Consider the following 13,426-nt stretch of genomic DNA (forward strand, 5'->3'; position numbering starts at 1 on the left):
TGGTCGTGGTCAGGATGGCTCATTGCCGGCTCCCGGCCTTGTCTGCCGGCTTGGCCGAGGCCGTCGCCGTCTTCGCCTTCGGATCAGCGATCACCTGCACGGCGGTGCCGTCGCGCAGCGCGACCTTGCCTGCGGTGACCACCTGGTCTCCGGCCGCCAGGCCATCACGGATCTCCACCCATGGCCCCTCGGCGTAACCCAGCTTGACCGGAACGCGTGCGACCTTGCCGTCGCGCACACGGAACACCGCCGGCTCACCATCGTCGAGCAGCGCCAGGCGCGGCACGACCAGGGCGTCGGCACGCTGGTCGTAATCGATGCGGATCCGGCCGAACATGCCCGGCTGCAGGGAATGGGCAGTGCCGTCGAAGGCACTGACAACACGGAACGTGCCGCTGCCCGAATCCACCACCGGTGCGATGCGATCAACGATGCCGGTGAAGCTCTGGCCCGGCAGTGCATCCGCCGACAGGGTCACCGGCTGGCCGGCACGCAGCGTTGCCAGCTCGCGTTCGGGAACGTTGAGGGTGGCTTCCAGGCGCGAGTTGTCGACGATGCGGAAGATCGGCGTGTTGATCTGCACGAAGTTGCCGGTCTTGATCGAGCGCGAGGCGATCACGCCGGAGATCGGTGCGACCACCGTGGTGTACGACAGCTCCAGCGTGGCCAGGCGATACTGCGCGCGCACGTTTTCCAGATCGAAGCGCAGCTGGTCGACGTCGGCGGCACTGACCATCTGCTGGCCGACCAGCTTCTGTGCGCGCTGGTAGTTGTTCTCGAGCTTGCGCATCTGTGCCTCGCTCTGGGCAACCGCCAGGCGTGCGCGGTCCGGATCGAGCCGTACCAGCGGCTGCCCCGCGCTGACCCGCTGGCCTTCCTCGACCAGCACCGCCAGCGCCACGCCAGAGGTCTTGGCAACCACCTGCGACTCGGCGCGCGGCTCCAGCGCGGCGGTGCCGGTGTAGCTGGCCGCCACCGCGCGGCGGCTGGCCACCGCGACCTCGACCGGCACGGACTCGACTTTTTTCTCATCCTTGGTTTCGGCGGCCTTGGCCTCGCTGTTGGGGCCCGCGGCGCAACCGCCCAGCATCAGCGTGGTGGAGATCAGCAGGGCGGCGGCGCAGAGTCCGCTGCGGCGGCCATGCAGGAAGATTGGGTGCGACATCGTCAGGTCCCTGGAGGATGCGTGGGCAGGTGTGGTAGCAAAGTAATGCACCACTTCACGGCAACACCATATCCCAAAGGTCATGGTGTCTTCACGCCGCTGGTCGGCCCACCCCCATTTCAGCTAGATGAAACCTGAGGCTATACTCGGGTCGTTCCGTACCCCACGCCGGAACGACCAGACCCGAATCCCCGGAAACGACATCATGCGCCCGCAGCCGCTCGCCGCTTGTCTCGCTCTGGCCGTCCTCCTGCCCCTCGGGGCCGCCGCACAGCCCGCTCCAGCTACCACGACCGCAGCACCCGCCCCAGCCCCGGCACCCGCCGCTGCTGCCGCCGCCGCACCTGCCGGCAATTACGACAATGGCCGGGTGCTGGCCTACACCTGCCAGGGGTGCCATGGCATCACCGGTTACAAGAACGCCTACCCGAGTTACCGGGTACCGAAGATCGGTGGCCAGACCCAGCAGTACCTGACCCAGGCCCTGACCGAGTACCGCCAGGGCAAGCGCCGGCATCCGACGATGCAGGCCCAGTCGATGAGTTTCAGCGAACAGGAGATCGCCGATCTCTCTGTTTACCTGTCCACCGTCAAGTAAGGCCCGCCCATGTCGAAAGCCGCGCATCCACTGCGTCATGCCATCGCCCTGTCCGTCGCCCTGCTGCTGGCGGCCTGCTCGCAGTCACAGGTGGAGAACAGCGAGAAATCCGCCGCCGATCCGGGCCATGCCAGCGGCGAGCACGGCTCTTCATCGTCGGCAGGCCTGCCCACCGGCCGTGAGGCTGCCGGTGAAGCCCGGGCCAAGGTGAAGGGCAAGGCCACCAACCAGAGCTGCATCGATTGCCATGGTGCCGACGGCAACGCCCCGATCGATCCGACCTACCCGAAACTGGGTGGGCAGTACGGTGATTACCTCGCGCATGCGCTGCAGGCCTACCGTTCCGGCGACCGCCAGCACGCGTTGATGACGCCGCAGGCGACGGACCTGAGCGATCAGGACATCGCCGACCTGGCGGCGTACTTCGGCAGCCGGCCAAGCCAGCTGCGGGATCTGCACGGGGTCAAATAGGATCAGGGCGCCGTGGCGCCCTTGCATCCCTGGCGCCGGGCCATGCCCGGCGGAACGCCAGAAGCCCGCGCTGTGCGCCCGCGGGGCATGGCCCCGCGCTACCCTTGCACCGTCAGCGTCGGTCAACGATCAGCCTTCCAGCTCTTCCCAGCGCGCGTACGCGGCGTCCAGTTCGGCCTGCACCTTGGCCAGCTGCTGCGTGTGTGCCGTCACCTCGGCGCTGCTGCGGGTGTAGAACGAGGGATCATTCATCGCTGAGGTGAGGCCTTCGACGTCACCTTCCAGCTTCTCGATCGTCTTCGGCAGCTGCTCCAGTTCGCGCGCTTCCTTGTAGCTGAGCTTGCGCTTGGCCGCGGCAGGTTCCGCGGCAGCCACAGGCGCAGCCGCTGCCGCCGGCCTGGCTGCGGCGGGCACTGCTGCCGCTGCGGTACTGGCCGCGTAGCGCTGCCAGTCGGTATAGCCTCCAACGTACTCGCCGATCACGCCGTCGCCCTCCATCACCAGCGTGGACGTCACCACGTTGTCGATGAAATCACGATCGTGGCTGACCAGCAGCAGCGTGCCGGTGTACTCGCCGAGCAGCTCTTCCAGCAGCTCAAGCGTTTCCACGTCCAGGTCGTTGGTGGGTTCGTCCATCACCAGCAGGTTGGACGGCTGCGCGAACAGCTTGGCCAACAGCAGGCGGTTGCGCTCCCCACCGGACAGCCGGGTGATCGGCGCGCGCGCGCGCTCGGGCGTGAACATGAAGTCCTGCAGATAGGCATGCACGTGCTTGCGCTTGCCGTTGAACTCGAGGAAATCACGGCCTTCGGCCACGTTCTCGATGGCGCTCCAGTCTTCGCGCAACACGGCACGATACTGGTCGAAATAGGCCACCTGCAGGTTGGTGCCGGCGTTGACCTCGCCCTTCTGCGGCTGCAGTTCACCCAGCAGCAGCTTCAACAGGGTGGTCTTGCCGCTGCCGTTGGGGCCGATCAGGCCGATCCGGTCGCCGCGCAGGATGGTGGTGGTGAAGTCGCGGACCATGGTGCGGTCGCCGAACGCGAACGAAATGTCCTTCACGTCGATGACCTTCTTGCCGGAGCTCACGCCCTGTGCCGCTTCCATCCGGACATTGCCGCTCAGCTCGCGTCGCTGCGACCGTTCGGTGCGCATCGCTTTCAGCCGGCGCACGCGACCTTCATCGCGGGTGCGGCGCGCCTTGATGCCCTGCCGGATCCACACTTCTTCCTGTGCCAGCAGCTTGTCGAAGCGCGCGTTCTCCTGCGCCTGCGCGTTGAGGCGCTCTTCGCGGCGGCGTTCGTAGTTGGCCCAGTCGCCGGGCCAGCTGGTGACCTGGCCGCGATCGATCTCGACGATGCGGGTGGCCAGCGCACGCAGGAAGCGGCGGTCATGGGTGACGAACACCACGCTGCCGCTCCAGCCCTTCAGGAATGCTTCCAGCCAGTCGATGGCTTCGATGTCCAGGTGGTTGGTCGGCTCGTCCAGCAGCAGCAGGTCCGGGCTGGAGACCAGCGCGCGGCCCAACAGGACGCGGCGCTTCATGCCACCGGACAGGCGCGCGAACTCCGCATCGCCATCCAGGTCGAGCTTGGTCAGTGTCTCGGCCACGCGCTGGTCCAGACCCCAGCCATTGGCCGCGTCGATCTTGGCCTGCACCCGGCCGAGCGCATCGCCGTCGAACTCGTCGGCATGGCTGAGGTGGTGGAACTCGGCCAGCCACTGGCCCAGCTCACCCAGGCCAGCGGCCACCACGTCGAACACCGAGCCGGCCGCGCCGTGCGGCACTTCCTGTTCCAGGCGGGTCACACGGACGCCCTGCTGGACGCGTACTTCGCCATCATCGGGCTTGTGGTCGCCGGACAGCAGCTTGAGCAGGGTGGATTTGCCGGCGCCGTTGCGGCCGATCAGGGCGATGCGTTCACCCGGCTCGATCGACAGTTCGGCTTTTTCCAGCAACAACGGGCCGCCGACGCTGAAGTCGACGTTCTGCAGAGTAATCAGAGGCATCCGGATATTGTACGGGTTGGGGCGCCGGCCGGGCTGCTCCCGGAGATCGATCAGCCCACCTCCCCCAGCAACGCCTGCAGACCCGGCAACCATTGCTTGCCGGGGTGGCGCACCAGCCACAGCGTGCGCTGCAGCGCGGGTAGCGGTGTATCCAGCACACGCAGGCGACCCAGTGCCAGCGGCTCCTCCAATGCGTGACGTGACAGGCAGGCCAAGCCGAGGCCGGCGATCGCGGCTTGCTTGATCGCCTCGGTATTGCCCAGCTGCAGGGTCTGCGCGAAGCCGCGCAGATGCGGCAGAAGCGCCTGCTCCACGGCCTCGCGGGTGCCGGACCCGGGTTCGCGCAGCAGCCAGCGCGCCGCGCGCAGATCCTCCAGCGACCAGCGCGCCGCCGCGTCGGCGGCGGCAACGATCACCAGCGGATCCTGCTGCCACGCGGTCACCTGCAAACCCCGCTCGTGGCATGGCCCCTCGATCAGGCCGGCATCCACATCCAGCCGCTGGACGGCGGCGACCACGCCGGCGCTATTGTCGATGCGCAGATCGACTTCCGCCTGTGGCGCCTGCCGCAACAGGTCGGCGATGCGCGCCGGCAGCAGGTAGTTGCCGATGGTGGTGCTGGCCGCCAGCACCAGCCGCAACGGTGCCCCCTGCGCGGGGTCCCCGCCGGCAGCGAGCTGGCGCTCGAGATCAACGGCATTGACCAGCAGCGCGCGGGCCGGTTCCAGCAGCGCGCGGCCATGGCCGTTCAGCACCAGGCGGCGACCGACACGGTCGAACAGGGGCGTGCCGAAGTGCGCTTCCAGCTCCTGCAGGGCGGCACTGCTGGCCGACTGCGAGAGCGCGATGGCCTCGCCGGCCGCGGATGTGCTTCCGTGGTCGGCAATGGCGACGAAGACCTGTAGCTGGCGCAGAGTCAGGCGCACGGCCTTTACCCATAAAGCAGGTAGATTTTACTTATATTATTCGTTTTACAGGTCATTGGCGCAGGCGCACGCTTTTCATCGTTCCCCACACCGGTCCCGCGATGAGCACCTCCGCCCCCTCCACCTGGTCCCTGCCCGTTCTGCGGCAGCGCTGGCAGCCGCGCCTGCCCGGGCTGCTGCTGGCGGGCCTGCTCGCTGCGGCATCGCTTCATCTGGCGGACCTGCCATGGCTGCAGGCGCATGGCCTGAGCGCGCTGACCGTGGCGATCGTCGCCGGTATCGCGGTCGGCAATACCCTCTACCCGCGGCTGGCGCCGCGCAGCGCGGCAGGCATCGGCTTCGCCAAGCACTGGCTGCTGCGTGCCGGCATTGTGCTGTATGGCCTGCGCCTGACGTTCCAGGACATCGGCCATGTCGGCATCGCCGGCGTGCTGATGGACGTGCTGGTGGTCGCCAGCACATTTGGCCTGGCCTGTTGGCTGGGCACGCGCGTGTTCAGGATGGAGCGTGAGGCGGCGATGCTGATCGGCGCCGGCAGTGCCATCTGTGGCGCGGCGGCAGTGATGGCGGCCGAGCCGGTGGTGCGTGGTCGTGCGGCACAGGTAACGGTGGCGGTATCGACCGTGGTGGTGTTCGGTACGCTTGCCATGTTCCTGTATCCGGCGCTGTATGCGTTGCTGCAGTCGCACGGCTGGCTGGCGATGGACGCGCGGCAGTACGGCCTGTTCACCGGGGCGACCGTGCACGAAGTGGCGCAGGTGGTGGCTGCCGGCCGTGCCGTGGGTGAGGCGGCTGCCGATACCGCCGTCATCACCAAGATGGTTCGGGTGATGCTGCTTGCGCCCTTCCTGGTCGTGCTGTCGCTCTGGCTGGCACGCGGCAGCAGGGCAACGTCCGAGGGCAGCAAGGCCCGCATCGTTGTGCCGTGGTTCGCGTTCGGTTTCGTCGCCGTGGCCGGCATGAACTCGCTGCAGCTGCTGCCCGCCGGACTTCACGCAGCGCTGGTGCAGCTGGACACGGTGCTGCTGGCGATGGCGATGGCGGCGCTGGGCGTGACCACCCATGTCTCCGCGCTGCGCCAGGCGGGCCTGAAGCCGCTGCTGCTGGCGCTGCTCCTGTTCGCCTGGCTGCTGTTCGGTGGCCTGGCGATCCACCAGGGGGTGCTGGCGATGCTGCACTGAGCGCAGGTCTGCCGATACGGCCGCTGCCCCGGGAGACGGTGACGGCCGCGCGCGCAGGTACAATGCGCCATGACTGATTTCTCGACCCTGCCGCTGAGCCCGGCCCTGCAGCCCGGCCTGGATGCCCTCGGCTACACCACCCTGACCCCTGTGCAGGCCCAGAGCCTGCCCGCCATCCTCGATGGCCGCGACGTGATCGCGCAGGCTCCGACCGGCAGCGGCAAGACCGCTGCGTTTGGCCTGGGGCTGCTGCAGGCGATCGATCCGAGCCTGATCCGCGTACAGGCGCTGGTGCTGTGCCCGACCCGCGAACTGGCCGACCAGGTCGGCAAGCAGATCCGCAAGCTGGCCACCGGCATCCCCAACCTGAAGCTGCTGCTGCTGGTCGGCGGCGTACCGCTGGGACCGCAGCTCGCCTCGCTGGAAGGCCACGACCCGCACGTGGTGGTCGGCACCCCTGGCCGCGTGCAGGAGCTGGCACGCAAGCGCGCGCTGAATCTTGGCGCGGTGCGCACGCTGGTGCTGGACGAAGCCGATCGCATGCTCGACATGGGCTTTGAAGAGCCCATCCGCGAAATCGCCGGACGCACCCACAAGGACCGGCAGAGCCTGCTGTTCTCGGCCACCTTCCCCGACAGCATCCGTGCCATTGCCCGTGACCTGCTGCGCGATGCCGTTGAAGTCACCGTGGAAGGCGCTGACCAGGCGCCAGCCATCCGCCACCTGTTCTGCGAGGTCGAGCCGGCCCATCGGCAGAAGGCGCTGGCCGGCCTGTTGCTCAAGTACACGCCCGAATCGGCAGTGGTGTTCTGCAATACCCGCAAGGACGTGGATGAGGTCGCCCATTCGCTGCAGCAGTTCGGCTTCTCGGCGCTGGCCCTGCACGGTGACATGGAGCAGCGTGACCGTGAGGAAGTGCTGCTGCTCCTGGCCAACCGCAGCTGCAACGTGCTGGTCGCCAGCGACGTCGCCGCGCGCGGTCTGGACGTGGAAGAGCTGGCGGCGGTGATCAACTACGAGCTGCCGACCGATGTCGAAAGCTACCAGCACCGCGTTGGACGTACCGGCCGTGCCGGCGCCAGCGGCCTGGCCATCAGCCTGGTGGCGGGCCGCGAAAAGACCCGCGCCGAAGCGATCGAAGCACAGATGGGGCGCTCGCTGGACTGGCAGAAAACGCCGCTGGCGACGTCACGCCCCGCCGAGTTGCCGCAGGCAGCGATGCGCACCCTGCGCATCGACGGTGGCAAGACAGACAAGCTGCGCCCGGGCGACATCCTCGGCGCCTTGACCGGCGACGCCGGCCTGTCGGGCAAGTTCATCGGCAAGATCGCGATCTTCCCGACCCGCTCCTACGTGGCGATTGCGCGCGAGCAGGCCAGCAAGGCCGTGGCGAAACTGGAGGCCGGCAAGATCAAGGGCCGCCGCTTCCGCGTACGGATGATGTAAGGCCCAGCGACAGGTAGCGCCGGGCCATGCCCGGCGGCAGTTCCAGATCCGGTAGCGCCGGGCCATGCCCGGCGACAGTCTCAGAACACCAGCTCGGTGTGCAGCGGCAGGTCCGCCTGCCAACGGGCGCGGCCACCCAGGCCATCCAGCTCGACCAGGACGCCAGCACCGACCACGTCCACGCCCAGCCGGCGCACCAGCGACAATGCGGCCACCAGCGTGCCGCCGGTCGCCAGCACGTCATCGATGATCGCCACGCGCGCGCCGGCCGCCAGCGCATCGGCATGCACTTCGATGCAGTCGCTGCGGTACTCCAGTGTGTATTCCTCGCGCAGCACCTGGCCGGGCAGCTTGCCCGGCTTGCGCACCGGCACGAAGCCGACGCCCAGTTCCAGTGCCATCGCGGCGCCCAGGATGAAACCACGCGATTCGATACCCACCACCGCGTCCAGCTTCTGGTCGCGCCAGCGGTCGGCCATCGCGCGGATGGCATCACGGAAGTCCTCGCCGTGCGCGAGCAGCGGCATGATGTCCTTGAACAGGATGCCGGGCTTGGGGAAATCGGCGATGTCGCGCAGGCGCGAGGCCCACGCGGGGACGGCCACGGTGGCGTCGGTCATTGCAGCTACCAGCTTGTATGGCGGCATAGGGTAACCGGTTCGTCCGTACGCTGCCCGTTCCCGGCATCTTCGCGCCGCTGCGTTCCATCAATGGCGCCACAGCATCACGCAAAAATCGCACACGCGTGCGATAATCGCCGTGATCGGTCATTCACCCGCCTTGCGTCATAAGCAGATCGACGCCTGCACGCCGTCACGGCCCGCAGCCGCCCTGGATGCCGTCGGCCCCCGCCACGCCTGGCGCGCGCGGGGCTTCCCCGCCTTCGCGCGGGTTCCTGCAATGAGGTTCATGCAACGTGGACGAGACGACGAAGGTTCCGGCCGTGTGCCGTGTGCTGGTGATCCTGCTCGGCATCCTGGTGACGCTGTTCGGCCTGGCTCTGCTGGTCGGCGGCGTACGCCTGGTGCAGCTGGGGGGCAGCTGGTACTTCCTGCTGATGGGTGTAGCGTCTGCCGTGGCCGGCGTGCTGCTGGTGATGCGCCGGCCGAACGGTGCGCTGCTGTACGGCCTGGCGTTCGTGGCCACGCTGCTGTGGGCGCTGGTGGATGCCGGCTGGAATTTCTGGCCGCTGGTTTCGCGCCTGGTGATGCCCGCCGTGCTCGCCCTGCTGGTCGCCTTGGCCTGGCCGGTGCTGCGCCGCAGCCGCGGCCAGGTGTCCGGTCGCGGCGCCTATGGCGTGGCTGCAGTGCTGCTGGTGGGTCTGCTGGGTACTGCATTCGCAGCGTTCCAGCCGCGTCCCGTGCAGGCGGCGCAGGGCACCACACCCCCCGTAGTGCCCGTGGCCAAGGGCGCTGAACAGCGCGACTGGATGCACTGGGGCAATACCACCGCCGGTACCCGCTTTGCCGCACTGGACCAGATCACCCCGGCCAATGTGAAAGAGCTACAGGTGGCCTGGACCGCGCGTACCGGCGATGTACCGGAAAGCAACGGCTTCGGCGCCGAAGACCAGAACACCCCGCTGCAGATCGGCGACACCCTGTACCTGTGCACCCCGCACAACCAGGTGATCGCCGTTGATGCCGATTCGGGCAAGCAGCGCTGGGCCTTCGATCCCAAGGCCACCGCACCGAACTGGCAGCGTTGCCGGGGCCTGGGCTATTTCGATGCGACTACCGCACCGGCCGCCGCGACGACGGCTGCACCGGCACCAGTGCCGGCCACTGACGTGGCGAGCACCGGCCCGGCGCTGTGCGGGAAGCGCATCCTGATGACCTCCATCGACGCCCGCCTGTTCGCGCTGGATGCGAACACCGGTGCCCTTTGCCCGGACTTTGGCAGCAACGGGGTGGTCGACCTGAAGGTCGGCATGGGCGAGATCAAGCCCGGTTTCTACACCCTCACCGCCGCGCCGCTGGTGGCGGGCGAGCTGATCGTGGTCGGCGGCCGGGTGGCCGACAACATCGAAGTGGGTGAACCGTCCGGCGTGGTGCGTGCGTACAACGTGCGCACCGGTGAGCTGGTCTGGATCTGGGATCTTTCAAAGGAGACCCCGGACGTGCCGCTGGATCCGTCGATCCACTACACCCGTGCGACGCCGAATGTGTGGACGTCGATGGCCTACGACCCGCAACTGGGCCTGGTCTACCTGCCCACCGGCAACACCACGCCGGACCAGTGGGCCGGCGAACGCACGCCGCAGGACGACAAGTACAGCTCTGCCGTGGTCGCGCTCGACGTCGCCACCGGCAAGGAACGCTGGGTGTACCAGACCGTACACCACGATCTGTGGGACTACGATCTGCCCGCGCAGCCGACCCTGATCGATGTACCCGACGGCAAGGGCGGCACATTGCCGGCGCTGCTGCAGGTCACCAAGGCCGGGCAGATCTTCATGCTCAACCGGCAGACCGGCGTGCCGATCAGCGAAGTGCGCGACATTCCGGCGCCGCAGGGCAACGCCGAGGGCGAGCGCTACGCCGCCACCCAGCCGCTGTCGGTGGGCCTGCCGCAGATCGGCGCGGAAACGCTGACCGAGTCGGACATGTGGGGAGCCACCCCGATCGACCAGATGCTGTGCCGCATCCAGTTCAAGCAGTTCCGCTACGACGGCATGTACACGCCACCGGGCGAAGACCTGGCGCTGCAATGGCCGGGTTCGCTGGGCGGCATGAACTGGGGCAGCGCCTCGGTCGACCCGACCACGGGCTATCTGTTCGTCAATGACATGCGCCTGGGCCTGTGGACCAAGCTGATTCCGCGCGCGCAGATGAGCAGCGGCGACGGCGGCGTGGAAATGGGCGCGGCCTCGCAGACCGGCACGCCCTATGGTTCGCTGCGCGACCGCTTCCTGTCCAAGCTTGGCATTCCCTGCCAGAAGCCCCCGTTCGGCACGATGTCGGCGATCAACCTGGCGACCCGCAAACTGGTCTGGCAGGTACCGGTGGGCACGGTGAAGGACACCGGTCCGATGGGCATCAAGATGGGCCTGTCGATCCCGATCGGCATGCCGACCCTGGGCGGTTCGCTGGCCACCCAGTCAGGCCTGCTGTTCTTCGCGGGCACGCAGGATTACTACCTGCGTGCTTACGACAGCCGTACCGGCGATGAGCTGTGGAAAGCACGCATGCCGGTGGGCAGCCAGGGCACACCGATGACCTATGTCTCGCCGAAGACGGGCCGTCAGTACGTGGTGATCTCCGCCGGTGGCGCCCGCCAGTCGCCGGACCGCGGCGATTACGTGATTGCCTACGCGCTGCCCGAGCGCAGGTGAACCCTGCCGCGTAGCGTCGCCTGCCGGGCGGCGCTACCCGGGTACCGGTTGCTGGTGCGAGCGCTTACCATGCAAGGTCGAACCCGATGAAAGCTGCTGCCATGCCTGCCGCCGATCCTCCCAGCCGTCGCCCCAAGCGCGCACCTGCTCCGCCGCAGGACCGTGGCCTGGCCCATGAGCTGATGCAGCAGATCCAGGACAACCAGGGCGATCCGGACTTCATGACATCGCTCGGTCGCGGTCTGGCCGTGCTGAGCGTGTTCTCGCAGCACCCGCGCGAAGTGACCATGTCACAGATCAGCACCGATACCGGCATCTCGCGTGCCGCGGTGCGGCGCGTGCTGTATACGCTGGAAAAGCTGGGCTATGTCGGCGAACAGGGCCGTGGCTACGTGCTGCTGCCGCGCGTGCTGGGCATGGGCGGTGCCTATGTGGCGTCGTCGTCGATGACCGCCGCAGCGCAGCCGGTGCTCGATGCCCTGCGCGACGACGTGCATGAATCCTGCTCGCTGGGCGTGCTGGACGGCGACGACATCCTGTACGTGGCACGTGCGGAAACCGTACGCATCATGTCGATTGGACTGCGCGCGGGCAGCCGTCTGCCTGCCTACTGCACATCGATGGGCCGCGTGTTGCTCGCGGCGTTGCCGCGCGACACGCTGGAAGGCTATCTGGAACGCAATCCGCTGCGGCCGCGCACCGAGCGCACCATCACCCGCATGGATGATTTCCTGGACACGCTGGAGAAGGTGCGCCGCGAAGGTGTGTCCCTGGTCGACCAGGAACTGGAGATCGGCCTGCGCTCGATCGCAGTGCCTGTGCGTTCGCGCAGCGGTGACGTGATTGGTGCGTTGAACATCGGCACCCAGGCGGGCCGGATCGGTCTGGGCGTGATGCAGACCCAGCTGCTGCCGCGCCTGCGTGAAGCGGCGCAGCGATTGGGCACGTTGTTGAATTGAGGCACGCCGACGGGCATGGCCCGGCGTCATCGTGGGCCGCTGCGCTCGCCGGGCATGGCCCGGCGCTACCACAACGCGGCCAGGTGGCGCCGGGCCACGCCCGGCGGAACCGGCATCAGCCCTCGGCGGCCTGCTCTTCCAGAATCGGCTTAGCCAGCGCGAAGGCGTGGTTGGCCGCAGGCACGCCACAGTAGATCGCAGCCTGCAGCAGCACTTCCTTGATCTGCTCCGGCGTGACGCCGTTGTTGCGGGCGGCACGGATGTGCAGCTTGAACTCCTCGTCGTGGCCCAGCGCCACCATCATCACGATGGTCAGCAGCGAGCGCGTATGCCGCGGCAGCCCCTCACGCGTCCACACCGTGCCCCACGCTGTGCGGGTGATGAAGTCCTGGAATTCGGTGGTGAAATCGGTGCGCGCCTGCAGCGAGCGTTCAACGTGTGCCTCGCCCAGCACCTGGCGGCGCACCGCAAGGCCAGCTTCGTAGCGTTCCTGTTCGTCCATCGTGGTCTACCTGTTATGCGGGGGTCAGTGCTGCGCGGAAAGATGCGCAGCCAGTGCGGAAGTGAATGCCTGCGGCGACTCCAGGTTGCAGATGTGGCGGCCCGGGACAGCGGCGTAGTGGCCATGGGCCACGCCCTCGACGATTGCCTGCAGATCGGTCGGCACGCACACCGGATCATCATCACCGGCAATGGCCAGCAGCGGCACGCCGATGCGGCCCAGCACATCGCGGAAGTCGGCCGTTGCCACAGCGTTGCAGCAGCCGACGTAACCGTCGACGCGGGTCGCCAGGAATACCTGCAGGATCTCTTCCACCTGGCTGGCATGGGTCTGTGCGAAGGCAGCGGTGAACCAGCGTTCGCGGGTGCCATCCACGAGGGGCAACAAGCCATCGTGCTGGACCTGGGCCATACGCGCCTGCCAGCTCTCCAGCGTGCCGATCTTCGCCGCGGTGGCGGCCACGGTGAGCGTGCGCAGCCGGTTGCCCGCATGCACGCCCAGCCACTGCCCGGTCAGACCACCGATCGAAAGACCGCAGAAATGGCTGCGCTCGACGCCCACGTGATCCCACAGCGCCAGCACGTCGGCGCCCAGTTCGGCCACGGTGTACAAGCCCGGCGGAGCGCTGGACTGGCCGTGGCCCCGACGGTCATAACGCAGGATTCGATACTGCGAGGCCAGCGCATCCACCTGCGGCTGCCACATGCCCAGGTCGGTACCGAGCGAATTGCAGAACGTCAGCCATGGCGCGTCTGCACGGCCCTCGGTCTGGTAATGCAGGCGGTGCTGCGGAAGGTCGAGGAAGGGCATGCGTGCTCCAGCGGTGAACGTGGG

The 13,426-nt window shown here is 67.9% G+C and carries 12 protein-coding genes; 6 read left to right on the top strand and 6 right to left on the bottom strand.

Annotation, left to right across the window (positions count from 1 at the left end):
- Positions 1-19: 19 nt before the first annotated feature.
- Positions 20-1,165, bottom strand: coding sequence for an efflux RND transporter periplasmic adaptor subunit (locus AC5P76_RS04220; RefSeq protein ID WP_053517749.1), 1,146 nt, complete (start codon positions 1,163-1,165; stop codon positions 20-22).
- Between the two features lie 205 nt (positions 1,166-1,370).
- On the opposite strand from AC5P76_RS04220, the gene AC5P76_RS04225 reads away from it, so the two are divergent.
- Positions 1,371-1,763: a c-type cytochrome gene (locus AC5P76_RS04225; RefSeq protein ID WP_053517750.1), complete on the top strand. Its 393-nt coding sequence runs from the start codon at positions 1,371-1,373 to the stop codon at positions 1,761-1,763.
- Between the two features lie 9 nt (positions 1,764-1,772).
- A complete protein-coding gene (locus AC5P76_RS04230; protein ID WP_053517751.1) occupies positions 1,773-2,234 on the top strand; it encodes a c-type cytochrome in 462 nt (153 codons plus the stop codon).
- A gap of 129 nt (positions 2,235-2,363) precedes the next feature.
- On the opposite strand, the gene AC5P76_RS04235 is transcribed toward AC5P76_RS04230, so the two are convergent.
- Positions 2,364-4,244, bottom strand: a complete 1,881-nt coding sequence (locus tag AC5P76_RS04235; RefSeq protein ID WP_445394555.1) for an ATP-binding cassette domain-containing protein — start codon at positions 4,242-4,244, stop codon at positions 2,364-2,366.
- 50 nt (positions 4,245-4,294) lie between these two features.
- Complete coding sequence (locus AC5P76_RS04240) at positions 4,295-5,170, bottom strand: LysR family transcriptional regulator (RefSeq protein ID WP_180876338.1); 876 nt, start codon at positions 5,168-5,170, stop codon at positions 4,295-4,297.
- A 101-nt stretch (positions 5,171-5,271) separates the two neighbouring features.
- Here AC5P76_RS04240 and AC5P76_RS04245 point away from each other — a divergent pair, with 101 nt between their 5' ends.
- Entirely contained in the window at positions 5,272-6,351 is a 1,080-nt protein-coding gene (locus tag AC5P76_RS04245; RefSeq protein ID WP_065175041.1) for a YeiH family protein, read from the top strand.
- A gap of 69 nt (positions 6,352-6,420) precedes the next feature.
- On the top strand, positions 6,421-7,797 hold the full coding sequence (dbpA, locus tag AC5P76_RS04250; protein WP_111185644.1) for an ATP-dependent RNA helicase DbpA: 1,377 nt from the start codon (positions 6,421-6,423) through the stop codon (positions 7,795-7,797).
- Between the two features lie 80 nt (positions 7,798-7,877).
- Here the strand turns inward: dbpA and AC5P76_RS04255 are convergent, their stop codons facing one another.
- Positions 7,878-8,417 (bottom strand): adenine phosphoribosyltransferase, encoded by a 540-nt coding sequence (locus tag AC5P76_RS04255; protein ID WP_053517758.1) that lies wholly within the window; start codon positions 8,415-8,417, stop codon positions 7,878-7,880.
- Between the two features lie 296 nt (positions 8,418-8,713).
- Here AC5P76_RS04255 and AC5P76_RS04260 point away from each other — a divergent pair, with 296 nt between their 5' ends.
- Entirely contained in the window at positions 8,714-11,131 is a 2,418-nt protein-coding gene (locus AC5P76_RS04260; RefSeq protein ID WP_495222679.1) for a membrane-bound PQQ-dependent dehydrogenase, glucose/quinate/shikimate family, read from the top strand.
- A gap of 101 nt (positions 11,132-11,232) precedes the next feature.
- Positions 11,233-12,090, top strand: coding sequence for an IclR family transcriptional regulator domain-containing protein (locus tag AC5P76_RS04265; RefSeq protein ID WP_053517761.1), 858 nt, complete (start codon positions 11,233-11,235; stop codon positions 12,088-12,090).
- Between the two features lie 115 nt (positions 12,091-12,205).
- Here AC5P76_RS04265 and pcaC read toward each other — a convergent pair whose 3' ends face one another.
- Positions 12,206-12,592 carry a 4-carboxymuconolactone decarboxylase gene (pcaC, locus tag AC5P76_RS04270; RefSeq protein ID WP_065181323.1) on the bottom strand — a complete coding sequence of 129 codons (387 nt, stop codon included), beginning with the start codon at positions 12,590-12,592 and terminating at the stop codon, positions 12,206-12,208.
- Between the two features lie 24 nt (positions 12,593-12,616).
- Positions 12,617-13,402: a 3-oxoadipate enol-lactonase gene (gene pcaD / locus AC5P76_RS04275; protein ID WP_180876336.1), complete on the bottom strand. Its 786-nt coding sequence runs from the start codon at positions 13,400-13,402 to the stop codon at positions 12,617-12,619.
- Positions 13,403-13,426 lie beyond the last annotated feature (24 nt).

The organism is Stenotrophomonas sp. YJH_SMC_36 (genome assembly GCF_059369935.1).

Excerpts from the sequence above, each read along its gene's own strand:
- pcaD (WP_180876336.1), bottom strand. The coding sequence starts at position 13,402 with ATGCCCTTCCTCGACCTTCCGCAGCACCGCCTGCATTACCAGACCGAG.
- AC5P76_RS04235 (WP_445394555.1), bottom strand. The coding sequence starts at position 4,244 with ATGCCTCTGATTACTCTGCAGAACGTCGACTTCAGCGTCGGCGGCCCG.
- AC5P76_RS04230 (WP_053517751.1), top strand. The coding sequence starts at position 1,773 with ATGTCGAAAGCCGCGCATCCACTGCGTCATGCCATCGCCCTGTCCGTC.
- AC5P76_RS04245 (WP_065175041.1), top strand. The coding sequence starts at position 5,272 with ATGAGCACCTCCGCCCCCTCCACCTGGTCCCTGCCCGTTCTGCGGCAG.
- AC5P76_RS04225 (WP_053517750.1), top strand. The coding sequence starts at position 1,371 with ATGCGCCCGCAGCCGCTCGCCGCTTGTCTCGCTCTGGCCGTCCTCCTG.
- pcaC (WP_065181323.1), bottom strand. The coding sequence starts at position 12,592 with ATGGACGAACAGGAACGCTACGAAGCTGGCCTTGCGGTGCGCCGCCAG.
- AC5P76_RS04255 (WP_053517758.1), bottom strand. The coding sequence starts at position 8,417 with ATGACCGACGCCACCGTGGCCGTCCCCGCGTGGGCCTCGCGCCTGCGC.
- dbpA (WP_111185644.1), top strand. The coding sequence starts at position 6,421 with ATGACTGATTTCTCGACCCTGCCGCTGAGCCCGGCCCTGCAGCCCGGC.
- AC5P76_RS04220 (WP_053517749.1), bottom strand. The coding sequence starts at position 1,165 with ATGTCGCACCCAATCTTCCTGCATGGCCGCCGCAGCGGACTCTGCGCC.
- AC5P76_RS04265 (WP_053517761.1), top strand. The coding sequence starts at position 11,233 with ATGCCTGCCGCCGATCCTCCCAGCCGTCGCCCCAAGCGCGCACCTGCT.